The following is a 25,313-nucleotide window of genomic DNA, read 5'->3' as shown; positions in this document are numbered from 1 at the left end:
CGCCGTGGTGGCGCCGTTCGTGCGACTATCGAAGTGCATGCAGGGAAGAAGGCAGGAGCGAACATGGTGCAGTCCACAGGCTGGGACGCGGTGTACCAGACCCGTATCACCCACGGGTGGCTCCCCTATGCCGTGTGGGCGATGCTCGCTGTGGGGCTTGTGGTGCTCACCATCTCGCAGATCGCCGCCGGCAAGCGCCGCAGCGTGGTCAAGCAAGCGGTGGTCGCGCTCGGCTGCGCGTGTGTGGGCGGCGCCATCACGTGGTTCATCTCCGACGGCATTGTGCTGTTCGGCGTGGAGCTCGGCTGGGAGGTGATCGTGGCTGCCGCAGGCGGGTTCTTCCTGGCCGGCGCGTTCATCTCCGCCGCGGTGATGACGCACGGGTGGAAACGCGCGCTCTCCATCGCGATGGTGCCGCTCACGGTGGTTGGCGCGGGGTTGCGCATCAATGCGATCTACGGCGAATTCCAGACCATGGGCAGTCTTGTGGATTATTCCCCGTACCCGCCGCTCGAGGCGGCGCATGTCTCACATGCCACGGTCAGCGTGGCGCAATGGGACGCGCAGGTGCGCTCCGGATCCGTGCGCCCGGCGGCGGAAGGCAAGCTGTTCAACGCCACGATTCCCGCCACGCGCTCAGGGTTCCAGGCGCGCCACGCCGTCGTCTGGCTGCCGCCGGCGGCCCTCGCGGCACATCCACCCGTGCTGCCCGTGCTCGTCATGCTTTCGGGCCAGCCCGGCAGTCCAACACGGTTCTTCGGCGCGAGCAATACAGTCGCCGTGCTGACGCAGTATGCGCGCGAGCACAACGGGCTGGCGCCGATCGTGGTCTCTCCGGACCAGAACACCGGCATGATGACCAACAGCCTGTGCGCCGACACCACCAAAGTGGGCAAGGCGCAGACCTATCTGACCCAAGATGTGCCCGATTGGATCCGAGCCACTTTACCGGTGAGCGGCGACGCGGCCGACTGGGTGATCGGCGGATTCTCGCAAGGCGCCACGTGCGCCACCCAATTGGCGCCGAACCATCCCGAGCTCTACGGCAATGTGCTTGCGGTGGACGGCGAGCTCGCCCCCAACGCCGGCAGCCGCCAATCCATGATCGACCAGTATTTCGGCGGCAACGCGGCCGCCTACGACAGCCAGGTCCCGGTGAATGCGATCAAGGCCCATGCCCCATCGAACCAGGTCATGGTCCTTGGCGCGGGTGAGCGTGACCGCACATCACTGGCGAATGTGTCCACCATCGGGGCGGCCGCACGCGCCGCCGGCTGGGAGGTCCACGTGGTCAAGGCCCACAACAGCGGGCATGACTGGCGCGCGGTCAACGCCACGTTCACCGTGGCGCTCCCCTGGTTGTGCGACCGCATGGGGTTGGGGCCCGCACACACGTCATTCGAGCAGTACGCACATGATCATGAAGAGAAAGTAGAGGTGCTCACATGAGTGACAATCAATCGTCAGCCGCGCGGTCCCCACGCCGTGCGGGCGGCGTGGGGTCGCAGCTGATCGCCGACCTGCGCCAATGGGTGCATGAGCAACGCTTCGCGCTCTGGGTCACCGCCGGGTTCGTGGCCATCAACCTGTGCTGGTGGTTGTTCTACGCGGTGCAGCACAAGGGCCTGCCCTATGCGGAGCTGACCACCACGCTGGGCGCGTTCGATCTGGCGCGTCTGCTCCCTTCGCTCGTATTGACGCGCGGTGTGTTCCAACTCATCGTCGAGGCGGTGCTCATCCTGTGCGTGCTGTGTGTGGCCGAGCCGCTCATGGGCGCCATGCGCACGACGCTCGTCTCGCTGGGCAGCGCCGCCATCGGCATCGTGGGCGGCCTGTTGTTGTGCGCCGGCATCAGTGCGCTGTTCGGAGACAGCGCGCTCACCGCGCAGATGGTGTTTTCACTGAGCCCGGTGACGTTGGTCATCGGCGCGCTCATGGCCTCCACCGCATTCGCCTACCAGCTGTGGCGCCACCGCGTACGCCTCATCGGCTATACCGCGGTGCTTGTGGTGATCCTGTACGGTGGCAACCCCGGCGACTACTGCACGCTCATCGCCGCGATTGTGGGCCAGCTGGTCGGCACCGCAATCGCCGGGCGCCCGCACGAATCCGAACGTTGGCATTGGCAGTACAGTTCGTCGCGTGAAAAACGGCGCATCCTGGGTGCGATCGGCTTTGTGCTGGCCTTGGGGCCGGTGGTCACGGCCACGTCGCGCATCCATGCCGGCCCGTTGACGTCGCTCGCGTGGATCATGGGGCCCGGCTCGGTGCACTCGACCCGTCTCGCCGAATGCATCAGCGGGGAGGCCTCACTCGACTGCTTCCAGCAGAACTCCTTCACCGCCGGACTGTTCCCCGGCGATGTGGTGCGTTCGGTGCTGTGCATACTCGTCATGCTCACCCTCGCATGGGGCGTGATGCTGGGCAGGCGCGCCGCTGCGGTCGCGAGCATCGTCTTCTATTCCCTGACCGCGCTCACCGCACTCGTCTATTATCTGGTGGCCCCGGTCCAGAGTTTCTTCGTGACCGACTCGGGCGTCACAGCAGACGCGATGTCCGCGAGCACGCTGCTCACCTGTGCGGTGAATGTGCTGGTGCCGCTCATCTACGCCATCGCGATTGGCGTGGCGTTGCGCAATTTCTCGGTGCGCACCCACCGCCGTACGCTGAGCCTGAGCATCGCGGTGCTCATCGTGACGCTGCTGGTGTGCCAAATCGTCTACCTGGTGTTCGGGTTCACGCACGCCCATGATTTTCTGCCGGTGCCGAACGCGCGCATGCTGTTCGAGGATCTGCCCGCACGCTTGCTGCCCGCCGGCTACCTCGCCGACACCTCGCTGACCTTTGTGCCGACCACCACGCTTGCGACGGTGGTCTACCAGGGTGTGGGCATCGTGTTCTGGCTGGTGCTGCTTGTGGTGGCATTGGCATGGTTGCGCTCGTCGATCGACTATGACCATGAGGCGCACGAACAGGCCGAGACGCTTGTGGAACATGGCGGCGAATCGATGAGTTTCATGACCACGTGGGAAGGCAACGAATACTGGCTCTCCTCCACCGGCCGTTCGGCGGTCGCCTACCGTGTGCTCAACCACATCGCGCTCACCACGACCGGCCCGTTCGGCGATCCGGAGGAATGGTTCAGCGATCTGGATGATTTCTCGCGCTTCTGCAGCGACCATACGTGGGCGCCGGTGTTCTACGCGGTGCATGAAGAACAGAAGGACTACCTGCAGGAGCAGGGCTGGCATTCGATCATGGTGGGCGAAGAAATGCTCATCGACCCGCAGGCGTGGAAGACGACCGGCAAGAAGTGGCAGGATGTGCGCACCGCCATCAACAAGGCGAAACGCGAAGGCATCGTCGATGTGATGACCACGTTCGACGAGGCGCCTGCCGACGTGCAGTCGCAGATCGAGGGCATTTCCGAACAGTGGTCGCAGGGCAAGGCGCTGCCTGAGATGAAGTTCACGCTCGGCGGCGTGGAGGAATTGAAGGACCCCCGTGTCAAGATCCTCTACGCGATCGACGGCGATGGCGTGGTGCAGGCCGTCACGAGCTGGCTGCCCACGTGGCGCGGTGGCCATGTGGTCGGTTGGACGCTCGACTTCATGCGCTACAACCATGGCAGCTACAACGGCATCATGGAGTTCCTCATCGCGCGCATGGCCCAGCGCATGCACGATTGGGGCGAAGCGCACCCGGACGAGCAGGTGCGGTTCGTCAGCCTCTCGGCGGCGCCGCTCAGCGGCCTGCAGCATTCGTCGGACGCCACGAGCGACGACACGTCGAACATCGACGGCACCACGGTGCTGCAGCATTCGCTCGCGCTTGTGGCCGGCCTGCTGGAGCCGGCGTACGGGTTCAAGTCGCTGTACCGGTTCAAGCTCAAGTTCCAGCCGATCCAACGGCCGGTGTACATCTGCTACCGCGATTCGGCGTTGCTGCCGAACCTGGCGATCGCGATCATCCGCGCCTACCTGCCGTCGCTCACCTTCCGCGAGGCGCTCGGCATGCTTTCGTCGTTCAAGCCGAAGGACGACGCTTCCACATCGGCTGCTGCGCCTTCCTCCACGCCGGCGCCTGCGTCCACGCCGTCCGACTGAGCGCGGGCGGCGCGGCACTGCGCGCACAGCCCGAACACTTCGAGCGTGTGCGATTCGACCGTGAACCCGTGCTCCTCGGCGATCGAACGCAACCACGTCTCGCTCGGCGGGTCGATCTGCACGGTCCTGCCGCACGCGACGCAGACCAGATGGTGATGGTGGCGCTCATCGCCGCATAGGCGGAACATCTGCTGGCCGTTCATACGTACGGTGTCCGCCTGACCGCTGTCGGCCATCGCATTGAGACGGCGGTAGACGGTGGCGAGTGAGATATGCTCGCCACCGTCCACAAGCCGTTGGTGGAGCGCTTGCGCCGAAATGAACACGTCGCACGCCCCCAACGCCTCACGGATGACGTCTTTCTGGCGTGTGTTGCGCCCACTCTGTGCGGCCACGGTGCTCCCTTTCCGTTGTGTTGGCGCCGCTACTGACCGCTTTCGCCGCTCCAGCAGCCGGTGGCCTCAAGGTCGGCTGCCGTGCGTGCGGGGTCGTCGGTCAGCACGGTGATGTGCCCCATCTTACGGTTGTGTTTGACCTGTGCCTTGCCATAATCGTGCATATGCCACTCGGGGTGGTTGGCGCGTGCGGCGCGCGTGGGCGCCACATGCTGCCCGAGCACATTGACCATGACGGCCGGGCTCAGCAGGCGCGGCTGCTCAAGCGGCCAGCCGGCGATGCCGCGGATATGCGTGTCGAACTGGTCGGACGAGCACGCCTCGATCGTGTAGTGCCCCGAATTGTGCGAGCGCGGCGCCAGCTCGTTCACCAGCACGCCGCCGTCGTTCGTCACGAACAGCTCGATCGCGAGCGTGCCGGCGAGCTTGAACCCGCGCGCCAGTTCGATGGCGAGCGCGCGTGCGGATTCCTCGAGCGCCGTGCCGACCTCGGCCGGCGCGAGTGTCATGTGCAGGATGTTGTTGCGGTGGATGTTGCGCACCACCGGGAACGTGACGTAGTGCTCGCCGTCGCCCGACACCAGAATCGACGCCTCGTACGCGAAATCGACGAACCCTTCGAGAATCGCCTGTGGGAATTCGTCGGCGGACCACACCTGCGCAAGGTCGGCCTCGCTGCGCAGCACGATCTGCCCGTGGCCGTCATAGCCGCCTTCGCTCGTCTTGAGCACGGCCGGGTAGCCGATCTCGGCGAGCGCCGCGTCGAGCTCATCGCGCGACTGCACGGCGCGCCATGGCGCGGTGCCGATGCCATGGTCGTTGATGAACGTCTTTTCAGCGATGCGGTTCTGCGTCACGCGCAGCAGGTCGGTGCCCTGCGGGATCGCCACACGGTCGCGCACCGCGTCAAGCGCATCGGCGTCGACATTCTCGAATTCATAGGTCAACACGTCGCTGTGGTCGGCGAGCGCGCGGATCGCCGCGGTGTCGTCGTAATCGGCCACGATCTGGAAGTCCGCCACCTGCGCGGTGGGGCAATCGTCGGTCGGGTCGAGCACGCCCACGCGGAACCCCATGTACTTGGCGCTCAGCGCCATCATGCGGCCAAGCTGGCCGCCGCCCACGATGCCGATCGTCATGCCCGGCTCGAGGGCGGCGAGCGCGCCGTTGGTTTCGTCAGACAAGCTTGGCATTGGATTCATCCACCTTCTGCTTGAGGTCGTCGCGGTACTCCTGCAGTTCGTTCGCGAGGCACTCGTCGGTCATGCTCAGCATGCTGATGGCGAGCAGGCCCGCGTTCGTGGCGCCGGATTTGCCGATCGCCGTGGTGGCCACGGGGATGCCGCCGGGCATCTGCACGATCGACAGCAGCGAATCCCAGCCCGACAGCGCGTGGGACTGCACCGGCACGCCGATGACGGGCAGCGTGGTCTGCGCGGCGACCATGCCGGGCAGGTGCGCGGCCCCGCCGGCGCCGGCAATGATGACCTTGATGCCGTTGGCGCGCGCGCTGTGCGCGAATTCGCCCATGAGCTCCGGGGTGCGGTGCGCCGAGATGACCTGCTTCATGTACGGCACCGTGAACTGGTCGAGCATGGCGCATGCGTGCTTCATCGTGTCCCAATCGCTGGCCGATCCCATGATCACGGCCACTTGCGGAGTACTGGCTGTCATTTGCTTCCTTACGCGAGAAGGTGTGGTGTGTACGCCACTACTGTACGCCACGCGGCGGGCGCAGATGGGCGCGCATGGCGGCCTATCTCAGATATTGGCGCGGCGTCAGGCGAAGGTGAGCGCCACCTTGCCGAACACGTCGCCGGCGATCACGCGTCCGAAGGCGGCACGCGCGTCGGCCGCGGCGTAGACGGCGTCGATCGGCGGATGCAGGTCGGCGTGTTCCACGAAGCGCAGCAGGCGTGCGAAATCTTCACGTGAGCCCATCGTGTTGCCTTGGATGCGGATGTCCTGGAAGAACACGCGCGTGAGCTCCGCGCCCGGCTGGTCGCCGCTTGTGGCGCCGCATGTGACGACGGTGCCACCGGGGCGCACCGATTTGATCGAATGGCTCCATGTGGCCGAACCGACCGAATCGAGCACGGCGTCCACTTTGTGCGGCAGACGCGCGCCGGGTTCGAACGTGGCGTGCGCGCCAAGCGCGGCCGCGCGGCTGCGTTTGGCGGCGCTGCGCGAGGTGACGAACACCTCGAGGCCCGCGGCGCGCGCCAGCATCGTCGCCGCGGTGGAGACACCGCCACCGGCGCCTTGGATCAGCACGCTGTCGCCGGGTTGCACCTGTGCGCCGTGCTCGCGCGAGAACAGCATCGAGTAGGCCGTGAGCCAACTGGTGCCGAGCGCGGCCGCCTCTTCGGCGCTCAGGTTGGCCGGTTTGGCGAACAGGTTCGCCGCGGGCACCTGTGTGGTTTCGGCCATTGTGCCCGGGTAGCGTTCCGACAGGATGCTGCGGCGTTCGCTCGGCAGCACGCCGGCGCCGTCGGAACCGACGACGGTGTAGGCCACGACCTCGCTGCCGGCATGCAGCCCGGTGGCCCCCACCGGCTCTTCGGGCAGCACACCGCACACGTCGGTGCCGAGGATCATCGGCGTCTGCGCGGCAGAAAGCCCCACGCCCTTGAGCGACCATATGTCGTGGTGGTTCACCGTGGTCGCGTGCACGGCGATACGCGCCCAGCCTGCGGGCAGCTCCATTGGCGGCACATCGCCGACTTCGAGTGCGGCGAGCGGGTCGGAGGCATTGACGGATGCGGCATATACGGCTTGCATGATGGTCCCCTATCTTGCATGGGCACCCGCGTAAGCGTGATGCGCGCCGAAAAGCCTGTGTCCAGCACTCCATCTCGCTTACGCGGGTGCCCTTGTTTTACACCTTTGTGAGCATAATCGCTCATCACACTATAATATGGACACGCAAAGGGCCCCACGCGGGAACCGGGAAGGACGTGGATAAGGCGATGACCTGCGACATTTTGGCTACCCTGCATTCCCCCGCGGACGTGCAACGGCTCGACGACCGCCAGCTTGACGAATGTTGCGCACAGATCCGCGAAACGCTTGTGGAGTTCGGCAAGCGGGCGGGTGGCCATATCGGTTCCAATCTCGGTCTGGTGGAGACAAGCGTGGCGCTGCATGTGGTGTTCGACTCCCCGCTCGACAAGATCGTCTTCGATGTCTCGCACCAAAGCTACGTGCACAAGATGCTCACCGGCCGCGCCGAAGCGTTCCTCAACGCCGAACTGTTCGGCTCGGTCACCGGCTTCACCAATCCGGCCGAATCCGAACACGACCATTTCGTGCTCGGCCACACCGGCACATCCATCTCGCTGGCATGCGGCCTTGCCAAGGAACGCGACATGGTGGCCGCCACCGGCGCCGTGCCGCAGACACGCAACGTGATCGCCGTGATCGGCGACGGCGCGCTCAGCTCAGCCATCGCGTTCGAGGGGCTCAACAACGCCGCCGAGCAGGGCGGCAACCTCATCATCATCGTCAATGACAACGAGATGTCGATCGCCGAGAACCATGGCGGTATGTATGCGACGCTCGCCGAGATGCGCGCGTCCCACGGCCGCAGCGACCGCAACCTGTTCACCGTGTTCGGCCTCGACTACCGCTATGTGGAGCATGGCAACGACGTGCACACCATGATCGAGGCATTGCGCGAGGTCAAAGACATCGACCACCCGGTCGTGCTGCATGTGCACACCACCAAGGGCCTAGGGCTCGACGCCGAGGACGCGCGCCACGGCGTGCGCGCGGGCCGGTGCGAAGAGAACCATTGGCAGAACCCGCTCGCGCAGGAAGGCACCCCGCTCGGCGCACGCAAATACTACGGTGCGCTCGCCATGGATGCACTCGCCGCGCGCTTCGAGCACGAACCCGGGCTCGTCGTCATCTCGCCGGCCACGCCGGGATCGAACGGCATCACCCACGCGTTCCGCGCACAGGCGGGTCCGCATTATGTAGACACCGGCATCACCGAAGAGCACGCGGTGGCGTTCGCCTCCGGCATCGCCAAAGCCGGCGGCCGGCCCGTGGTGGCCACATCCGCCACGTTCTTCCAGCGCACGTTCGACCAAGTGCAGCAGGAGGTGGCGCTCAACGGTACCCCGGTGACGCTCCTCTCGTTCGGCGCCGGCCTGAGCGACGCCGACAACACCCATTCCGGCGCATTCGACGTGCCGTTCTTCGGCAACATCCCCGGTCTGCTGTGCCTGGCGCCCACCTCACGGCAGATGTTCCTTGACATGCTCGCTTGGTCCACGAGCGAACGCAACAGCCATCCGGTGCTGATCCGCGTGCCCGGCAACCAGATCTTGGGCGGCGAGCGCTCCGGCACCCTCGACCCCGACGCCACGGTCGAACCGCAGGCCACCGATGCGAACAACCCGTGGTGCGGCTACCACGTGGCCGAAGCGGGCGACACGGTGGCGGTGCTTGGCTTGGGCAACGCCTATCCCCTCGCGCGCGATGTGGTGCACGTGCTCGCGAGCGACGACACCGACCCTGTGCACGCCACACTCATCGACCCGCTGCAGTTCTCCACGCTCGACGAGACCACTCTGCGCGCGCTCGCGAGCGACCACACGCTTGTGGTCACGCTCGAAGACGCGCAGCTGGAAGGCGGCTGGGGTGAGAAAATCACCGCGTTCTACGCGAACATGATGCCCGAATCGGGCATGCGCACGCTCAATTTCGGCGCGGACAAGGCGTTCACCGACCGCACGCCGCTCGCCACACTCAACAGCCGGTATGGGCTGACGTGCGAAGCGGTCACCGCGCGCATCCGCAGCGTGCTGCGCTGAACCGCATACCCGCACTTCAAGTGCACTCCCCTACCGCTTACCGCGCCAAACCGACCGCTTGCCGGCACGCGCGCGGGTCGCAACGCGCCACGGCGGTAGATTGGCTCTTGCCGAGGCATAGCCCGCAAGAGAGGAGGAATCGTGCGAGTCGAACTGTCGATCAGGCCCACGATTGAGGCCGACCACGCGCGCATCAGCGCCCGCGCGCTCACCGAGGAACTGCAGCAGGCGGTCGACGCGCTCGCCGGCATCGGCGGCGATTCGACCGTCGTGGAACTGCAGCCGGGCCCGTGCAACGCCGTTGTTGGCACGCGCGGCCGCAGCATCGTCGTGGTGCCGGTGGCCGACGTGTACATCGCGCACATGGACGGCGGTCACGTGCAGCTCATCACAGCCAAAGGCGAACTACGGTCGAACAGCCGGCTCTACGAATTGGAATCCACGCTCGGCGAGGGGTTCGTGCGCATCAGCAAATCCGCGATCGTGAACATCGACGCGATCGACCGCATCGAACCGGGGTTCGGCGGCGCGCTCAGCGTGCAGATGGTCGACGGGTCGGCGGAATGGATCTCACGGCGTTTTCTGGGAGCGTTCAAACAGGCGATCGGCATGGGGCGCGCATGACGGGCGCGCACCGCCTTCCCCACTGCATCTAAGGAGTCATCATGAATCACACCATTGGCAAGACGATGGCCGTCTACACGGCCACAGGCATCGGTATCGCGGCGTTCCTCGCCATGGCGTTCTCCGCTGTGGCCGGTCTGGCGATGGGCGGTGAGACGGGCGCGATGCTCGTCAAGCAGTTCGGCGTCGTGCTGTTGTGCGGCATCGGCTACGGTGCGCCTGCGGTGGTCTGGACCAACGACCGGCTCGCCACATGGGCCAAGGCGCTGATCGCACTGGTGCCCGGCACGCTGCTGTACACGGCGGCGGCATGGTGGATGGGCTGGATTCCACGGCAATACGGCGCGGCCGCCGTGGCATGGTCCATCGTGGCCATGCTCGCCTGCACCGCCGTCATCAGCGCGATCTGTGGGTTTGTGTTCCGCGGCAATGTGCGCAAGATGAACGTGCAGCTCAAACGCCGGCAGGCGCGCCGCGACGGCCGCTGAACCGGGCGCGGCGCGTCCAACGAGCCTAGTAGCGTAGCTATACGTTGCCTCCATAGCTCAATGGATAGAGCGTCGGCCTTCTAATCCGCAGGTTGCCGGTTCGAGTCCGGCTGGGGGCACCCGTGGCCACGCGCGGCCAGCACCCGCATCCGGTGCGGGCCGCGCGTGCTGGCGTTGCCGGCTATTCGATGATGATGGCCAAGCCGTACATCAACAGCAGGAACATCACGCTGACCGCCGTGTACACGCCAAGGTAGCGCCCCTTCTGCCGCGGGTATTGGCGCGTGTAGTTCTTGTAGGTGATCAGCGAGGCCATCGAGGCGATCAGCGTGCCCATGCCGCCGATGTTGGTGCCGATGATCAGCGGCACCCACTGGTCGCAGAAACCGGAGAGCAGCAGGCTCGCCGGCACGTTGCTGATGATCTGGCTCGAGATGATGGAGACTTCGAGCGGATGCTGGCCCACGAACGCCTGCGCGATACCCGCAAACTCCGGCACACGCTTCATGTTGCCGATGAAGACGAAGAACATGATGAAGGTGAGCGGCAGCGCCCAATCGGCATGGCGGAACGACCCGCGGTCGCAGATGGCCATCGCCACGAACGTGACCACGCACATGACCCACAGCGGCACCAGGTCGCTCACCGCGAGCACGCACACCAGGAACACGCCCGTGTACACGATCGCCCGCCAGCCTCCATAGCCGGCGCCGTAGCCGGTCACCTTGATCTCGTCGGGCTGGTGGCGTGTCGGGTCCGGGGCGAGCACGCCGCGTTCGAACCCCTTGCTGTCCATGCCCTCGAATTCGGTGATGCGCCGGCCGTGGAACACCACGCAGGTGACGATGACGAGCAGCACGGCCGCAAGAATGGAATACGGCGCCATGATGCGCAGGAAGTGCCCGGTGGACATGCCGGTGAGCGCCTTGAAATACAGGTTGTGCGCGTTGCCGACCGGCGTGAGCATGCTGCCGGTGTTGGCGGCGACTGTCATGAGCGCGCACACGATGATCGCCTTGTCTTCCATATGCGCCATCACCAGCACGGCGAGTGCGAACGGCACGAAGGTGAGCAACGCCACGTCGTTCGTGATGAACATGGCCGAGATGAACGTGAGCGAGATGAACGTGAGCACCACGCCGCGCGCCGTGTGCACGCGGTGGAGCAGGCTCGACCCGATGATGCGGAACACGCCAATGCGCTGGAACCCGGCCACCACGAGCATGAGGCACACGAGCTGCGCAATCGTGCTGACGTGCACGTAACCACCGTACTGCCCGTCGGGCGGCACAATGAAACAGGATATTATTGCCAGAAGCGTCGCGACGATCAGAATGGTCTCGCTCCGCAGGAAGGTCAGCACCCGTTGCCGCATTCAGCCTCCAGGAAGAATGTGTAAAACGGTACCATCCTACATGAAAAGCCGCCGTTGCAACGGTTCGGCGTGGTCACCGGGCCGACCGCGCGCACCCGATGCACCTCGTGAGCTCTTGGAATCATTGCGGTTGGTTCCCGACCGTTTGCCCGATGCACGCCTCTAGCCGATGTTGCCGCCGAAGATCCGCGATTGCAGGTCCTTGCGTTCCTTTTCGGTCGCGGTGATCACCGAGAGCAACCTGATCTGCTCCTGCGTGTCCGCCGTGCGCGCCATGCGGTGTTTGGTGGCGTCGATGCGGCGCATGTACCCCACGTCGAGCAGTTTGGCGAGCAGTTGGTTCGCGTACTGCCGCTCTTCGGCGCTCGCCTCGCGCAGCGGCTGCGCGGCCGGCGCGCCGTGCTCGTCGTTGTGCGCGGCGTTGGCCGGCATCAGCAGCGGCAGCGGCATCACCGCGAGTTCGGTGATCGCGGACGAGAGCATGGGGCCGCCGGCCTTGGTGAGGTTGTGCAGCCACAGTCCTTGCGAGATCGATTCGACCGGCAGGCCGCCCGCCACTTCGACCGCCTGGAACAGGGTCTGGAACACGGGCGTCTGGAAGCAGTGCACCGTCAGCGCGCGGAACAGCTCGGGGTTGATCGCTCGCGGAATCTGGATCAGCGTGGCCATGAACTGTTGCTCGCAGATGAACACGGGGTCCTGGATGCGGTAGAACGACTGCCGTTGCGCGTTCGCCGCCTCCATGCGGCGCGCCTGTTCGGGTGCGGGCGCACGCTGCTCGCGTTCGCTCTGTTCGTAGCGGCGTTTCGGCGCGTATGCGTCGTCGCCGCGCACACGCAGCTGCCGGCGCGCCGCGCGCACCTCGTTGCGCAGCACGTCGAGCTCCACGCCGATGCGCCGCGCCACCTTGCGCGCGTAGAGGTCCCACAATGATTCGTCGCGGATCTGCGCGATGAGCGGCGCGACCGCCTTGACGGCGCCCATCTGGCCGGTGGTGTAGGCGGTGGCGAAACGGTCGATCGCCGTGTCGATCACAAAGTCGAACAGCGGTTTCGCGTTGGCGATGAGCGCGCGCAGCGCGTCGTCGCCGCGTTCGATGCGCAGGTCGCACGGGTCGAGGTTGTCCGGCGCCACGGCCACGAAGGTCTGCGTGAGGAACGACGAGTCGAGGCCGAAGGCGTGCAGCGCGGCCTTCTGGCCGGCCGCGTCACCGTCGAAAGTGAAAACGATGCGCGAGCTCAGCTGCTGGCCTTCCACATTGAGCGGGCCGCGCAACTGCACCGCGCCGAGCGAATCGTCGGCGATCAGACGGCGCACGATCTTGGCGTGCTCGTCGCCGAACGCGGTGCCGCATGTGGCGATCGCGGTGTCGACGCCCGCCAAGTGCATGGCCATCACGTCGGTGTAGCCTTCCACGATCACCACTTGGCGTTTGTCCACGATCTGCTTCTTGGCCAGGTCGATGCCGTAGAGCACCTGGTTCTTGTGGTAGAGCTGCGTGTCCGGCGTATTGATGTATTTCGCGTTGATCTGGTCGTCGTCATACAGCTTGCGCGCGCCGAATCCCAAGGTGCGGCCGGTGGAGTCGCGGATCGGCCACGTCACGCGCCCGCGGAAATAGTCGTACACGCCCCGCTGGCCTTGGCGGGCCAGACCGGCGTCGAGCATCTCCTGCTGGGTGAACCCCTTGTCGGCCAGATGGCGCACCAGATTGTCCCATCCGCGCGGCGCATAGCCGCAGCCGAACCGCGCGCAGTCGGCCTGCGAAAAATCACGGCCGGCGAGCAGTTTGCGGGCGGGCAGCGCCTCGTCGGTCACCAGCTGTGCCACAAAGAACCGCTGGGCCTCCTCGTTCGCCTCGAGCAGGCGCGTACGCTTGGAGCCTTTGGTTTCGGGCGCATTGCCGGTCTTGTCGTAATGCAGCTCGATGTGGTAGCGGTCGGCGAGCAGCTCCACCGCCTCGCGGAAATCGATGTTCTCCTGCTCTTCGACGTATTTGAACACGTCGCCGCTGCGGCCGCAGCCGAAGCAGTGCCACACGCCCATCGCCGGGCGCACGCTGAAGCTCGGGGTCTTTTCGTCGTGGAACGGGCACAGGCCCACATACGACCCGATGCCGGAGGGCTTCAACGCCACGGTGGCGGAGACGATCTCGTACAGATCGGCCGCGTTGCGTACTTTCTCAATGTCTTCTTTGTGAATCATGCCCGCCATGGTGCACAGCATATCAGGCGCCCCCACACGGCACAATGCCCCTGGAAGCGGCCGCCGTGACCCGCTATGAGCACAGCAGTTCGTGCAGTGTCATGGCCGATCCGTCGGTCAGGCTCGCCACCTGGTCGACCGCCACGCGCAGCCGTTCGCCGTCGTTTGCGGAGTTCGCCCAATCCTCCCAGAACACCGGTTCGAGCGCGAGCGACGGCTCCGGCGCGTCCGCCATCAGCACGTCGACCAGATCGGTGACGATCCGCTGCTCTTCGCCATGCAACGGCGAATGCTCACGCGGCTCCATCAGGAAGTGCACGGCGATGCCTTTGAGCGCCAGGATCTCGTAGCGCGTGTGCGGCGGCACCACCACGTTCGCACGGTAGCGCACGAGCGACCCGGCGCCGTACGCGTCGCGTGTGGCGTTCTCCACGCTGTGCGCGAAGGTGCCGATCAGCGCGCTCGTCACGTTCTTGAGCTGCGCCAGCGCGTGCCGAGATCCATCGAAGCGTTCGGGGAACGTGTGGCGGCGCTGCAGGCGTCCAAACGCGGCGAGCAGCTCATCCGGGTCCCATTGGCTGCCGTACCATGCCAGGATCTGCTCCACGACCGCGTCGAGCACGCGCGCGTCACGCAGCTGCGCCGGGTCGCACGCGCCGGTCGCGATCGCATCCTCCACGTCGTGCACGCTGTAGGCGATGTCGTCGCTCAGGTCCATGATCTGGCATTCCATCGGCGTCGCGGTGCCCGGTGCGCCCCGCCGCAGCCAGCGGAACACGGGCTCATCACTCGGGTACACGCCGAATTTGCGGCTCCGTTCGCCTTTCGGATGGTCGTCGGCGTGCGCGTAGTCCCACGGGTATTTGACCGAGGCGTCAAGGCACGCGCGCGTCAGGTTGACGCCCGCCGAGCGGCCGTCATGGAAGAACACCTTCGGCTCCAAGCGCGTCAGGATGCGCAAGGTCTGCGCGTTGCCTTCGAATCCCCCGATCGGCTCGGCGATGCGCGCGAGCGCATGTTCGCCGTTATGCCCGAACGGCGGGTGCCCCAGGTCGTGCGCCAGACACGCGCAATCCACCACGTCGGGGTCGCAGCCGAACATCTGCGCGATCTGCCTGCCGATCTGCGCCACTTCGAGCGTGTGGGTCAGGCGTGTGCGCGCGAAGTCGTCGGTGCCCGCCATGAGAATCTGGCTTTTCGCGCCGAGCCGGCGCAACGCCGACGAGTGGATCAGCCGCGCGCGGTCGCGTTCGAACGCGGTGCGATCGCCGGATTTGGGGTCTTCCGGCGCCCACCGTTCCTCATCGTGCACGCTGTAGTCGCGGCGCGTGTCGTACCCGGTCATGAGCATCGCCTCCTTGTGCACAGCGTAGCGCGGCGCGCTGTGGTATGCCTACAGCGGCGCGCTAGAGCAGCGACTGCGGGTCGAGGCGCGCCACGTCTTCTGGAGGCAGCACACTGCGCGCGTGCAGGTACAGGCGCGGCACGCGGTTGCGCAGGCATGTGAAGATCTCGTAGCTGATCGTGTCGGCCGCGCGCGCCCAGTCGTCGGCGGTCGGTTCGGCGGCCGCTTCGCCGGCGCCGGGGCCGAACAAACGCACGGTGTCGCCGATGTGCACGCCGAGTTCCTGCGCGGAGCCGTGCAGGTCGATGATGAACTGGTCCATGCACACGCGCCCGCTGACGCGCATGAGTTTGGGGCCGTACGCGGTGTCGACGCGCAGCGGGCCACCGGGTTTGTATTCGTGGCGCGCGCCCGCCTCGTCGAATCCGGAGGCGGAGCGGTGGATGCCGTCGGCGTACCCGACCGGCACGATCGCGACCGACGTGCGCTCGCCGGTCAGGTAGGCACGGCCGTACGACAGGCCGCTGCCTGCGGGCACGTCTTTGACCGAGCTCAGCTGCGCCTGCAACGTCATGGCCGGGGTGAGCCCAAAGTCGCCCGGCGTGCCCATCGCCGGGTCCGCCTCGTACCCGTACAGCGCGATGCCCGGGCGCACCAGGTCGTAGTGGATCTGCGGGCGCGTGAGCGTGGCCGCGGTGTTCGCCAGGTGGCGCACGCGCGGGTCGATGCCGCCGGCGCGCAGTTCGCTCGTGAACCGTTCGAACCGTTCGATCTGCATGTCGGTCTCGTGCACGAACCCGGCATCCTGCGGCGCGTCGGCCACGGCGAGGTGGCTCCACTGCCCCACCACGTCGAGCACGCCTTCGTCGATGAGCGGGCGCAGTGCGGCGATGGCCTCGGGCAGTTGTTCGAGGGTGAAGCCGTTGCGCCCGAAGCCGGTGTCCACTTTGATGTGCACGCGGGCGGTGAGGCCGGTGGCGCGGGCCGCGTCGGCGATGCGTTCGGCGGCGGTCAGGGTGGCCACGGACAGGTCGATGCTGTTGGCGATCAGCTCACCGTACGGCGCGCACAGCGGATTGTTGACCCAAGTGAGGATGTGCGCGCGGTCGGGCCCGATGCCGGCACGGCGCAGCAACAGCGCCTCGCGCGCCTGCGCCGTGCCAAGCCATGTGGCGCCGCCCGCGAGCGCGGCGAGCGCGACCGGAACCAGCCCGTGCCCGTAGGCGTCGGCCTTGACCACGCCCATGACTTCGGTCGTGCCGCTGGATTCGCCGACGACGCCCACCAGATGCCGCATGTTGTCGCGGATCGCGGCGAGGTCCACGATGGCCTGTGCGGGGTAGGCGCGGCGGGCGGCGTGGTAGTTCTCTTCGCCTTGGAGGCCGGAAAACGGCCATTTTTCAGCATTGGGTGCGCTCATAGGCGGTATTGTGCCTCAGCCGTGTGACGAATGCGATACGCGGGCGGGGCCGTGGGGCGCACGAACATTCACCATTCGTGGCGCTGGTAGGCGATGCGCGTGAGGTCTTCGTCGCGGTCGATGAGCTGGATCAGTCCGCAACGGGCGAAACCGCATGATTCGAGCACATGCTGCATGGCCTTGTTGTTGGGGTGCGTGTCCACGCGCACGTTGCCGTAGTGTTTGAGCGCCCATTCGATGCAGTCGCGCGCGGCGTGGCGCACCAGGCCGGATGAGGAGATGCGGTGGATGGTCACATAGGAGTCGTTGTCGAGCCACGCGCCCTCGATGGTAGCGTAGGTGGGGTCGAGGCCGGGGCACACGGCGAATTGCGCGAGGATGCGCTCATGGCCGCCCACAGTGTCCACGAGCAGGATCGTGCGGTGGTTGGCGATGTCGTCGCGCACCACTTCGGGGCGCGGGAAGGTGTTGCCCCATTGCGTCGGGTTGCCGTTGCGCGCCATGAGCTCGCGGGCATGGGCGTAGATGCGCTCCATCTGCGGGTAGTCCTGCATGGTGGCGTGGCGGAAGCGGCGCGATGAGGCATTCGGCATCGGTAACTCCTCGACGATGGTGGGTGGCGGTCAAACCATTGTGTATTTATACATATATACGCATATATACGTACAATACTGTCGGCGCGCTCAGACGACCTTGCGTTCGAAGGCGTCGGAGCTGATGCCCTTGTCCAGGATGTCCTTGGCCCATTCCTTGGCGGTGAACAGGCTGTGATCGCGGTAGTTGCCGCAGCTTTCGATGGTGGTGGCGGGCACATCGCTCCACTCGGCCTCATACGCGATGAACTCGAGCGATTCCTTCAGCGCCTTCGCCACGTCCTCGGGCGAATGCTCGCCCCACGTGAGCAGGTGGAAACCGGTGCGGCATCCGAACGGCGAGCAGTCGATGTAGCCGGGGATGCGCTCACGCAGCAGCACGGCGATCGTGTGCTCGATCGTGTGCAGGCCCGCGGTGGGGATCGCGTTCTCGTTCGGCTGCACAAGGCGCAGGTCGTAGTTCGAGATCACATCGCCGTTGGGGCCGGTCTGCGTGTCGATGAACCGCACATACGGGGCCTTGACCTTGGTGTGGTCGAGTTCGAAGCTTTCCGGGCGCGGCTTGCTGGTCTGTTCTTCAGTCATGGCTCATCCTTTGCTGGTGTTCGGGGCGCATGTTCCGCCGGCTTCCCACTCTACTCCGCCGTCCCCGGCGACCCCGACCACGGGCCGCGCGGCCCGGTGCCCTTCCTCTCGAAGTGAACATGGCGTGCACGAAATACAAACGGTCGTCCTACAATCGGCCCCAACGTTGCCGACCCGGCCACAAGCTCACCGTCGCACGCGCAACGGTGAGGAGCCCCGCACACCGGCCACAACCCACGGCCCTTGGTGCGGCACGGCCCTGAGCCCTCTTTCGCATTTGACCCTTTTGTTGTAAGGACAGCTTTCCCATGGCAACCAATGTTCAAGATTCCGACGTCCGTCCCGGCCCCAACCGCTACATCAGCACCCCCGGCGTGGCCTCCATCGTGCCCAGCTACCTCGAGGATTACGCGCACCCGGTCATCGTGACCGGCGAACTGTCCGCCCAGGCGTTCCTCGACTACACCGGCTCGAGCGAGTTCTTCGCGCCGGCGCTGCGCTACGACGGATCGTCGAGCGAACGCAACGCGCGCGAACTTGCCGAACAGGCGCGCGCGCTCGACGCCGACGCGATCGTGGCGATCGGCGCGGGCAAGCTTTCCGACACCGCCAAGAACGTGGCCGAGATCCTGGACCTCGACCTGATCATCGTGCCGACGCTCGCGTGCGCGTGCGCCGCCTATTCGCCGTATTCGGTGGACTACGACGACGAGCACCGCTTCCTCGGCGTACCGGTGCACCCTCGCAACAGCATCGCACTGCTCGTCGATTCGTCACTGATCGCGCGCGCCGGCGCCGACAAACTCGTTGGCGGCATCGGCGACACGATCGCGAAATGGTACGAATCCGCGCCTGTGTTCGACCAGGCGAGCGACCTGACCGTCTTCGACCGGCTCGCCTACCATTCCGCACACCTGATCCACGACATGCTGCTCGAGGAGAGCGAACCGGCGCTCGAGGCCGTGCGGGCGGGCGACTACGACAACGAGCATGTGCGCACGCTCATCAACACGATCATCGGTCTGGCCGGCACGGTCGGCGGGTTCGGTGGCGTGCGCGCGCGTGAATCCGGGGCGCACTCCGTGCACGACGGCCTGACGCGCGTGGCCGGATCCGCCGCCACGATGCACGGCGAGAAAGTGGCGTACGGCGTGCTCGTGCAGCTGCTCGTGGAAGGCAAGGATGGCGAAGTGCAGGCGTTGCTCCCCTTCTACGCCACCATCGGGCTGCCGCATTCGTGGAAGCAGATGAACCTCGAGTTCACCGATGGGAACCTGCAGACGGTGGCCGATTTCGCGGCCGGCCCCGACTCGCCGTTCCATGCCGCCGTGCCCGGCGTGACGCCCACGCAGATCATCGAGGCGATGCGCACGCTCGAGACGCTCGCGTGACTGCCCAGTGAGACAGCGGGTTCGCCAACAGTGAAGCGATAGTACACTGGCCGGCAATGTGACCAGCCGCGCGCATGTTCCTTTGAGGCGATCCGCAGGCGGCTGGCCCACACCAGTCGCCTGCAATGTCTATCAAAGGAGCTTCACGGTATGGCAACGTTCAACCGCGTCACCGACGTCCACCCCGGCCCCAACCGCTATATCAGCGAGCCCGGGTCCGCCAAGAACATCGAACGCTACCTCGAGGATTACGCGCACCCGGTCATCGTGACCGGCGAACTATCCGCCCAGGCGTTCCTCGACTACACCGGCTCAAGCGAGTTCTTCGCGCCGGCGCTGCGCTACGACCGCTCGGCAACGGAACGCAACGCGCGCGAACTCGCCGAACAGGCGCGCGCGCTCGACGCCGACGCGATCGTGGCGATCGGCGCGGGCAAGCTCGCCGACACCGCCAAGAACGTGGCCGAGCTGCTCGACGTGGACCTGATCATGGTGCCGACGCTCGCGTGCGCGTGCGCCGCATACACGCCGTTCTCGGTGAACTACGACGACGAGCACCGCTATGTGGGCTCGCCGCTGCACGGCCGCAACAGCGTGGCGATGATCGTGGATTCCGCGCTGATCTCGCGCGCGCCCGCCGAGAAGATGGTGGGCGGCATCGGCGACACGATCGCCAAATGGTACGAGTGCGCGCCGGTGCTCGAACGCGCCAACGACCTGACCGCCTTCGACCAGCTCGCCTACCAGTCCGCGCGCCTGATCCACGACATCCTGCTCGAGCACAGCGAGGACGCCCTCAAGGCCCTGCACGCCGGCGACTACGACAACGAACAGGTGCGCCTGCTCATCGACACGATCATCGGCCTGGCCGGCACCGTGGGTGGCCTTGGCTGCGAGCGCGCCCGCGTGTCGGGTGCCCACGCCCTGCACAACGGCCTGACGCAAGTGCCGGGTTCCGCCGCCACGATGCACGGCGACAAGGTGGCCTACGGCGTGCTCGTGCAGCTCGTGGCCGAGGGCAAGGAAGCCGAAGCGCGCCAGCTGCTCGCGTACTACGACAGCGTTGGCCTGCCCCACTCCTGGAAGCAGATGAACCTCGAGTTCACCGACGCGAACCTGCAGACGGTGGCCGAATACACCGCACAGCCGGATTCGACATTCCTGGCCGCCGTGCCGGATGCCACCCCGCAGATGATCGTCGACGCCATGCGCGTCGTGGAAGAGTTCCCGGTGGAGGCCGCCTGACGCCCAAACACGCCCCAACGCCGCCCCTACCGCCAATGGGGCGGCGTTGGTACACTGGGCGGCTATGACAGGATTCGAAGCACACGCACACGCCAGCCAGCCCGATGCCGCCCACTACGGATCGCAGGCCGCGCTGGCGGCGCTGCGCGAGCACTTCGGCTACGAATCATTCCGCCCCGGCCAAGCCGAACTCATCGAGGCGATCGCCTCCAACCGCGACGTGCTGGGTGTCATGCCCACGGGCTCGGGCAAATCCGTGTGCTACCAGATTCCCGCGCTGCTGCTCCACGGCATCACAATCGTCATCTCCCCGCTCATCTCCTTGATGCGCGACCAGGTGGACGGCGCGAACGAGATCGGCATCCCCGCCGCCTTCATCAACACCACGCAGACCATGGACGAGCAGGAGCAGGTGCTCGACGCCGCCTATGCCGGCAAGGTGAAACTGCTTTATGTGGCGCCCGAACGTCTGGAAACGCCGCGCTTTCGCAGTTTCGCGGCCCGCGCCGACATCGCGTTGATCGCGGTGGACGAGGCGCACTGCGTGTCGCAATGGGGCCAGGACTTCCGCTCGTCGTATCTGGGCATCGGCGAATTCATCGCAGCCCTTCCCGACCGCCCCACCGTGGCCGCGTTCACCGCCACCGCGACCGAACGCGTGCGCCGCGACATCGTGCAACTGCTGGGCCTGCGCGACCCGCTCGTGCTTGTGACCGGCTTCGACCGCACGAACCTGTATTTCGACATGCTCAAACTCAACACGCGTGAGAAGGCAAACTGGATCGCGAACTACGTGGCCGAACATGCGGACGAATCCGGCATCGTGTACTGCGCCACGCGCAAAGAGACCGAGGCGCTCGCGCAGACGCTCAACACGCTCGTGCCGCAATTGCGCGCGGCGCGCGGCGCGGGCAATGCGCCGGGCGACGTGGCGGTGGCCTACCATGGCGGCATGCCCGCGCCCACACGCGAACAGGCGCAACGTGACTTCGTGACCGACCGCACGCCGGTCGTGGTGGCCACGAACGCGTTCGGCATGGGCATCGACAAGTCGAATGTGCGCTTTGTGATCCATCACAACATGCCCGAAAGCATCGAATCGTACTATCAGGAGGCCGGCCGCGCGGGCCGCGACGGCGAGCCGAGCCGCTGCACGCTGCTGTGGAACGAATCGGACATCGTCACGCGGCGCCGGCTGCTCGACATGGGCGGCCCCAACGAACGCCTCACCGCCGACGAACAGGACCTGGTGCGCCGGTCCAAACGGCAACTGCTCGACGGCATGATCGGCTACTGCCGCACCACCGAATGCCTGCACCGCTACATGACGCGCTATTTCGGCGAACACGACACCCCGGGCACGGGCCATTGCGCCGGCGGCTGCGTGAACTGCGAAAGCACCTTCGCCACCGTGGACGTGACGCCGGTCGCGCGCGCGATCAGCATGTGCGTGCACGACCTGGGACAGCATTTCGGCATGGGCAAGATCGTGGCGGTGCTGCGCGGCTCGAAGGCGCAGGACGTGCTGGCACGCGGCTTCGACAGGCTGCCCACCTACGCCACGCTCGAAGGCACGTCGGAGGCGCAGATCCGCGACGTGCTCAACCAGATGGTGGCGGATGGGTTCCTGTATATCGGCGAAGGACGGCTGCCGCTTGTGCAGTTCGGCCCGCGCGCCGCAGAGACCGCTAGCCCCACGTTCCATTACGAGATCAAGAAGACGGAGCGCAAAGCGGCGCGCACGGCCCCGCGCACGCAACATGCCGCGAACGGCGCGGGCGGGCCGATCGGCTCGTTCACGCCGAGCGGCGACGGCGAGGCGCTGTTCGAACGCCTGCGCGCACTGCGACTGGAGATCGCACGCGACATCGGCAAACCGCCGTACATCGTGTTTTCCGACAAGGCGTTGCGCGACATGGCGCAGCGCCGCCCGCACACCACCGAGGAGTTCCTCGAGGTCAACGGCGTGGGCGCCAACAAGCTCGAACGCTACGGCGCGCGCTTCCTTGCGGCGATCAACGAGTTCTCCGACTGACCGCATGCACACAGCTGGGCGCTTGGCGCAATCCGCACGCGCGCGTGGCGCCGGCGCGCTACAGTGGCCCCATGCGCATGTTTACCACGTATGCGAACGCCCATGACACGATGCTTGAGGCCGCGCTGCGCCCTGTGGACCTCCGGGTCGCGCCGGGCGCGGAGACGGCCGCCGCCACACTGGTTCTCGACCCGGCGCACCCCCGCCAGCGCATCGACGGGTTCGGCGCGTCGATCACGCAGGCCACGAGCTACCTGTGGCACAACGCCATGCGCCATCCGCACCGCGCGTTGCGCGACCTGTTCAGCGTGACCGAGGGCATCGGCATCTCGATGCTACGCCAGCCGGTCGGCCCCTCCGACCATGTGACGCGCCCGTACCGCTTCACGCGCCGGCGCCCCGACCGGCATCTGCGCACCCTCGACTTCAGGCCCGAGGAATACACGATCCTGCCGATGGTCAAGGCCGCGCAGGCGATGCGCGCGCAATCCATGGGGCCGGCCGCCTCCGACCCAGACCTCAACATCATCGTCAGCCCGTGGAGCGCGCCGTGGTGGATGAAGACGAACTTCAGCGCGCTCGGCAAACGCCCGTTGACGCGCCTGACCGGCTGGCTGCGCCCCGCCGCCTACCCCGTGTACGCCGAATACCTGGCGCGGTTCATCGAGACCTACCGGCGCCACGGCTTGCATGTCTTCGGCGTCACGCCCACGAACGAACCCGACTACCCGCAGTCACGCTGGCCGTCGATGGCGATGAGCCCAAGCCAGCAGGCGCGGTTCATCGCGCGGTTCCTGACGCCGTGCCTGCGCGCGCATGGGCTCGGCGATGTGCGCATCATGTGCTGGGACCACAACTACTCCACCGACCACTACCCCGACGGGCGTTTTGTGCGCGAACTGTATATGGACCCGCGCGCGTTCGCCGCCACGGCCGGCTCGGCATGGCACTACTACGGCGGGGCCGCGCGTACGATGAGCGACATCCACCGCCGCTGGCCCACGAAAGGCATCTGGGTCACCGAGGCTTCCGGCGGCGACTGGGGGCCACGCAACTGGGACGACGCGTTGGTCACGATGGGCGCGCGCGTCATCTCGATGATGAACAACTGGGCGCAGTCCGCCGTGCTGTGGAACATCGCGCTCGACACGCGCGGGGGCCCCGATTACTACTATCTGCGCAACGACCACACGCATTCGAGCAACCGCGGCCTGCTCACCGTGGACCGGCGCACCGGCGAATGCACGCGCAACGCCGACTATTACGCGCTCGGCCACTTCTCCAAATTCGTGCCCATCGGCTCGCACTGCATCACCAGTGAGCTGCGTAAGGCGCAACGGCTGCATGCCGCCGCGTTCGCCACGCCGGACGGCGCGGTCGCCGCGGTGCTGTGCAATGAGCGCGTGGACCCGGCCACGCTGCGCATTGACGTGCGCGGCCGGGAGTCGCAGACGCTCGCACTGCCGGCGCGCTCGTTGACGACGGTCGTGTTCGACTAGTCGCCCACTGCGGCGAAGGCCTGCTCGAGGTCGCCGATGAGGTCGTCCACATCTTCGACGCCGACCGAGAGGCGCACCAGATTGGCGGGCACTTCGAGCGTGGTGCCGGCGACCGACATGTGCGTCATCGCCGCGGGCACTTCGATCAGCGACTCGACGCCGCCCAACGATTCCGCCAGTGTGAAGATCTCGGTGGAGGCGGCGAACCGGCGCGCAGCCTCGGCTCCCCCACTCAGCTGCACCGAGATCATGCCGCCGAACCCGCCATGCATCTGGCGTGCGGCGATCTCGTGGCCCGGGTGTGATTCGAGGCCCGGGTACCAGACGCGTTCCACACCGCTGTGGCCTTCGAGCCACTGGGCGATCGTCATCGCGTTCTCGCTGTGGCGCAGCACGCGCAATTCGAGCGTCTTCAGGCCGCGCATGTCGAGCCATGCGTCGAACGGCGAGGGCACCGCGCCCGCGGAGTTCTGCACAAACGCGATCTGGTCGCGCATGGTTTCGTCGTTGACCACCACGGCGCCGCCGACCACGTCGGAGTGTCCGCCGATGTACTTCGTCGTCGAATAGACCACGGCGTCGGCGCCGTCGGCGAGCGGATGCTGCAGGATAGGCGAGGCGAAGGTGTTGTCCACCACCACTTTGGTGCCGTATTGGTGCGCGAGGGCGGACGTGGCGGCGATGTCGGTGATGTTGAGCAGCGGATTCGACGGCGTTTCCACCCACAGGTACGTGTAGTGCTTGGCGGCGAGCGCGGCGCTCACCTGGGCCGGGTCGGTGATGTCCACCACGTCGAGCCCGATGCCCCATGGCACGAACACTTTGGCGAGCAGGCGGTAGGTGCCGCCGTACACGTCGTTGCCGATGAGCACATTGTCGCCGGGGCGCAGGGTGGAGCGCAGCAGCACGTCGATCGCCGCAAGGCCGGAGGCGAAGCTCATCGCGTACGCGCCGCCTTCGACGGCCGCGAGCTGCTCGTCGAACGCGGTGCGTGTGGGGTTGACCGAACGGCTGTAGTCGTAGCCGTTGCGCATCTCACCCACACCGTCCTGCTTGAACGTGGATGTCATGAAGATCGGGGTGACGACGGCGCCTGTGGTGGGGTCGGGCGTCTGGCCGGCGTGGATGGCGCGGGTGGCCACGCCCAGGGTGGTGTTCTGCAGGGTCTCGTGTGTGTTTGTGCTCAT

19 protein-coding genes, 1 tRNA gene and 1 pseudogene are annotated in these 25,313 nt (G+C 66.4%); 10 read left to right on the top strand and 11 right to left on the bottom strand.

The window, feature by feature from the left end; translation table 11 throughout:
* Positions 1 to 63: 63 nt before the first annotated feature.
* Both PG2093B_RS03300 and PG2093B_RS03295 read left to right on the top strand, forming a co-directional pair.
* Positions 64 to 1,449, top strand: coding sequence for an alpha/beta hydrolase (locus tag PG2093B_RS03300; RefSeq protein WP_129897264.1), 1,386 nt, complete (start codon positions 64 to 66; stop codon positions 1,447 to 1,449).
* On the top strand, positions 1,446 to 4,106 hold the full coding sequence (locus PG2093B_RS03295; RefSeq protein WP_129897262.1) for a bifunctional lysylphosphatidylglycerol flippase/synthetase MprF: 2,661 nt from the start codon (positions 1,446 to 1,448) through the stop codon (positions 4,104 to 4,106). The genes PG2093B_RS03300 and PG2093B_RS03295 overlap by 4 nt, the downstream gene beginning before the upstream one ends.
* An 11-nt stretch (positions 4,107 to 4,117) precedes the next feature.
* Here PG2093B_RS03295 and PG2093B_RS09050 read toward each other — a convergent pair.
* The 4 genes and pseudogenes from PG2093B_RS09050 to PG2093B_RS03275 form a co-directional block, all read right to left on the bottom strand.
* Positions 4,118 to 4,501: pseudogene (locus PG2093B_RS09050) on the bottom strand (Fur family transcriptional regulator); the annotation flags it as partial.
* 29 nt (positions 4,502 to 4,530) lie between these two features.
* Positions 4,531 to 5,694: a 5-(carboxyamino)imidazole ribonucleotide synthase gene (purK, locus tag PG2093B_RS03285; protein WP_129897258.1), complete on the bottom strand. Its 1,164-nt coding sequence runs from the start codon at positions 5,692 to 5,694 to the stop codon at positions 4,531 to 4,533.
* Positions 5,678 to 6,175 (bottom strand): 5-(carboxyamino)imidazole ribonucleotide mutase, encoded by a 498-nt coding sequence (gene purE, locus PG2093B_RS03280; protein WP_129897256.1) that lies wholly within the window; start codon positions 6,173 to 6,175, stop codon positions 5,678 to 5,680. The genes purK and purE overlap by 17 nt, the downstream gene beginning before the upstream one ends.
* A 105-nt stretch (positions 6,176 to 6,280) precedes the next feature.
* Positions 6,281 to 7,282, bottom strand: a complete 1,002-nt coding sequence (locus tag PG2093B_RS03275; RefSeq protein WP_129897254.1) for a zinc-binding dehydrogenase — start codon at positions 7,280 to 7,282, stop codon at positions 6,281 to 6,283.
* A 188-nt stretch (positions 7,283 to 7,470) separates the two neighbouring features.
* Here PG2093B_RS03275 and PG2093B_RS03270 point away from each other — a divergent pair, with 188 nt between their 5' ends.
* From PG2093B_RS03270 to PG2093B_RS03255, 4 genes are all read left to right on the top strand, one after another.
* Complete coding sequence (locus PG2093B_RS03270; RefSeq protein WP_129897252.1) at positions 7,471 to 9,321, top strand: 1-deoxy-D-xylulose-5-phosphate synthase; 1,851 nt, start codon at positions 7,471 to 7,473, stop codon at positions 9,319 to 9,321.
* A gap of 141 nt (positions 9,322 to 9,462) precedes the next feature.
* Positions 9,463 to 9,945, top strand: a complete 483-nt coding sequence (locus tag PG2093B_RS03265; RefSeq protein ID WP_129897250.1) for a LytTR family DNA-binding domain-containing protein — start codon at positions 9,463 to 9,465, stop codon at positions 9,943 to 9,945.
* A gap of 41 nt (positions 9,946 to 9,986) precedes the next feature.
* The gene (locus PG2093B_RS03260; protein ID WP_129897248.1) at positions 9,987 to 10,433 is read left to right on the top strand and encodes a DUF3021 family protein; all 447 of its coding nucleotides are present in this window, start codon (positions 9,987 to 9,989) and stop codon (positions 10,431 to 10,433) included.
* Between the two features lie 46 nt (positions 10,434 to 10,479).
* Positions 10,480 to 10,552, top strand: a tRNA-Arg gene (locus PG2093B_RS03255).
* A 62-nt stretch (positions 10,553 to 10,614) separates the two neighbouring features.
* Here the strand turns inward: PG2093B_RS03255 and PG2093B_RS03250 are convergent.
* The 6 genes from PG2093B_RS03250 to PG2093B_RS03225 form a co-directional block, all read right to left on the bottom strand.
* Positions 10,615 to 11,808, bottom strand: a complete 1,194-nt coding sequence (locus tag PG2093B_RS03250) for an SLC13 family permease (RefSeq protein WP_129897246.1) — start codon at positions 11,806 to 11,808, stop codon at positions 10,615 to 10,617.
* 162 nt (positions 11,809 to 11,970) lie between these two features.
* Complete coding sequence (gene dnaG / locus PG2093B_RS03245) at positions 11,971 to 14,022, bottom strand: DNA primase (protein ID WP_129897244.1); 2,052 nt, start codon at positions 14,020 to 14,022, stop codon at positions 11,971 to 11,973.
* A gap of 64 nt (positions 14,023 to 14,086) precedes the next feature.
* The gene (locus tag PG2093B_RS03240; protein ID WP_129897243.1) at positions 14,087 to 15,364 is read right to left on the bottom strand and encodes a deoxyguanosinetriphosphate triphosphohydrolase; all 1,278 of its coding nucleotides are present in this window, start codon (positions 15,362 to 15,364) and stop codon (positions 14,087 to 14,089) included.
* 55 nt (positions 15,365 to 15,419) lie between these two features.
* Positions 15,420 to 16,778: an alanine racemase gene (alr, locus tag PG2093B_RS03235; protein WP_129897241.1), complete on the bottom strand. Its 1,359-nt coding sequence runs from the start codon at positions 16,776 to 16,778 to the stop codon at positions 15,420 to 15,422.
* 68 nt (positions 16,779 to 16,846) lie between these two features.
* Entirely contained in the window at positions 16,847 to 17,371 is a 525-nt protein-coding gene (locus PG2093B_RS03230; RefSeq protein WP_129897239.1) for a GNAT family N-acetyltransferase, read from the bottom strand.
* A 90-nt stretch (positions 17,372 to 17,461) separates the two neighbouring features.
* Positions 17,462 to 17,956, bottom strand: coding sequence for an S-ribosylhomocysteine lyase (locus PG2093B_RS03225; protein ID WP_026643414.1), 495 nt, complete (start codon positions 17,954 to 17,956; stop codon positions 17,462 to 17,464).
* Between the two features lie 308 nt (positions 17,957 to 18,264).
* Between PG2093B_RS03225 and PG2093B_RS03220 the strand changes: the two genes are divergently transcribed.
* The 4 genes from PG2093B_RS03220 to PG2093B_RS03205 all read left to right on the top strand — a co-directional run bounded on the left by PG2093B_RS03220 (position 18,265) and on the right by PG2093B_RS03205 (position 24,126).
* Positions 18,265 to 19,347 carry an iron-containing alcohol dehydrogenase family protein gene (locus tag PG2093B_RS03220; protein WP_129897237.1) on the top strand — a complete coding sequence of 361 codons (1,083 nt, stop codon included), beginning with the start codon at positions 18,265 to 18,267 and terminating at the stop codon, positions 19,345 to 19,347.
* Positions 19,348 to 19,497: 150 nt separating this feature from the next.
* Positions 19,498 to 20,592 carry an iron-containing alcohol dehydrogenase family protein gene (locus PG2093B_RS03215; protein ID WP_129897235.1) on the top strand — a complete coding sequence of 365 codons (1,095 nt, stop codon included), beginning with the start codon at positions 19,498 to 19,500 and terminating at the stop codon, positions 20,590 to 20,592.
* Between the two features lie 64 nt (positions 20,593 to 20,656).
* Positions 20,657 to 22,627, top strand: a complete 1,971-nt coding sequence (gene recQ, locus PG2093B_RS03210) for a DNA helicase RecQ (protein ID WP_129897233.1) — start codon at positions 20,657 to 20,659, stop codon at positions 22,625 to 22,627.
* Between the two features lie 71 nt (positions 22,628 to 22,698).
* Complete coding sequence (locus tag PG2093B_RS03205; protein ID WP_129897231.1) at positions 22,699 to 24,126, top strand: glycoside hydrolase family 30 protein; 1,428 nt, start codon at positions 22,699 to 22,701, stop codon at positions 24,124 to 24,126.
* On the opposite strand, the gene PG2093B_RS03200 is transcribed toward PG2093B_RS03205, so the two are convergent.
* Positions 24,123 to 25,313 carry a cystathionine gamma-synthase gene (locus PG2093B_RS03200; protein WP_129897229.1) on the bottom strand — a complete coding sequence of 397 codons (1,191 nt, stop codon included), beginning with the start codon at positions 25,311 to 25,313 and terminating at the stop codon, positions 24,123 to 24,125. The two genes, PG2093B_RS03205 and PG2093B_RS03200, sit on opposite strands and share 4 nt — an antisense overlap.

Origin of the sequence: Bifidobacterium pseudolongum subsp. globosum, assembly GCF_004155535.1 — a bacterium.
In the GTDB taxonomy this organism is placed as follows: Bacteria; Actinomycetota; Actinomycetes; order Actinomycetales; family Bifidobacteriaceae; genus Bifidobacterium; species Bifidobacterium pseudolongum_C.
The sequence above is the reverse complement of the archived record's forward strand: the minus strand, read 5'-3'. Positions and strand labels throughout refer to the sequence as shown.

What these genes read in the sequence shown, in the direction of transcription:
- PG2093B_RS03300 (WP_129897264.1), top strand. Translation starts at nt 64, where the DNA reads ATGGTGCAGTCCACAGGCTGGGACGCGGTGTACCAGACCCGTATCACC.
- PG2093B_RS03295 (WP_129897262.1), top strand. Translation starts at nt 1,446, where the DNA reads ATGAGTGACAATCAATCGTCAGCCGCGCGGTCCCCACGCCGTGCGGGC.
- purK (WP_129897258.1), bottom strand. Translation starts at nt 5,694, where the DNA reads ATGCCAAGCTTGTCTGACGAAACCAACGGCGCGCTCGCCGCCCTCGAG.
- purE (WP_129897256.1), bottom strand. Translation starts at nt 6,175, where the DNA reads ATGACAGCCAGTACTCCGCAAGTGGCCGTGATCATGGGATCGGCCAGC.
- PG2093B_RS03275 (WP_129897254.1), bottom strand. Translation starts at nt 7,282, where the DNA reads ATGCAAGCCGTATATGCCGCATCCGTCAATGCCTCCGACCCGCTCGCC.
- PG2093B_RS03270 (WP_129897252.1), top strand. Translation starts at nt 7,471, where the DNA reads ATGACCTGCGACATTTTGGCTACCCTGCATTCCCCCGCGGACGTGCAA.
- PG2093B_RS03260 (WP_129897248.1), top strand. Translation starts at nt 9,987, where the DNA reads ATGAATCACACCATTGGCAAGACGATGGCCGTCTACACGGCCACAGGC.
- PG2093B_RS03250 (WP_129897246.1), bottom strand. Translation starts at nt 11,808, where the DNA reads ATGCGGCAACGGGTGCTGACCTTCCTGCGGAGCGAGACCATTCTGATC.
- dnaG (WP_129897244.1), bottom strand. Translation starts at nt 14,022, where the DNA reads ATGGCGGGCATGATTCACAAAGAAGACATTGAGAAAGTACGCAACGCG.
- PG2093B_RS03240 (WP_129897243.1), bottom strand. Translation starts at nt 15,364, where the DNA reads ATGCTCATGACCGGGTACGACACGCGCCGCGACTACAGCGTGCACGAT.
- alr (WP_129897241.1), bottom strand. Translation starts at nt 16,778, where the DNA reads ATGAGCGCACCCAATGCTGAAAAATGGCCGTTTTCCGGCCTCCAAGGC.
- PG2093B_RS03230 (WP_129897239.1), bottom strand. Translation starts at nt 17,371, where the DNA reads ATGCCGAATGCCTCATCGCGCCGCTTCCGCCACGCCACCATGCAGGAC.
- PG2093B_RS03225 (WP_026643414.1), bottom strand. Translation starts at nt 17,956, where the DNA reads ATGACTGAAGAACAGACCAGCAAGCCGCGCCCGGAAAGCTTCGAACTC.
- PG2093B_RS03220 (WP_129897237.1), top strand. Translation starts at nt 18,265, where the DNA reads ATGGCAACCAATGTTCAAGATTCCGACGTCCGTCCCGGCCCCAACCGC.
- PG2093B_RS03215 (WP_129897235.1), top strand. Translation starts at nt 19,498, where the DNA reads ATGGCAACGTTCAACCGCGTCACCGACGTCCACCCCGGCCCCAACCGC.
- recQ (WP_129897233.1), top strand. Translation starts at nt 20,657, where the DNA reads ATGACAGGATTCGAAGCACACGCACACGCCAGCCAGCCCGATGCCGCC.
- PG2093B_RS03205 (WP_129897231.1), top strand. Translation starts at nt 22,699, where the DNA reads ATGCGCATGTTTACCACGTATGCGAACGCCCATGACACGATGCTTGAG.
- PG2093B_RS03200 (WP_129897229.1), bottom strand. Translation starts at nt 25,313, where the DNA reads ATGAGCACAAACACACACGAGACCCTGCAGAACACCACCCTGGGCGTG.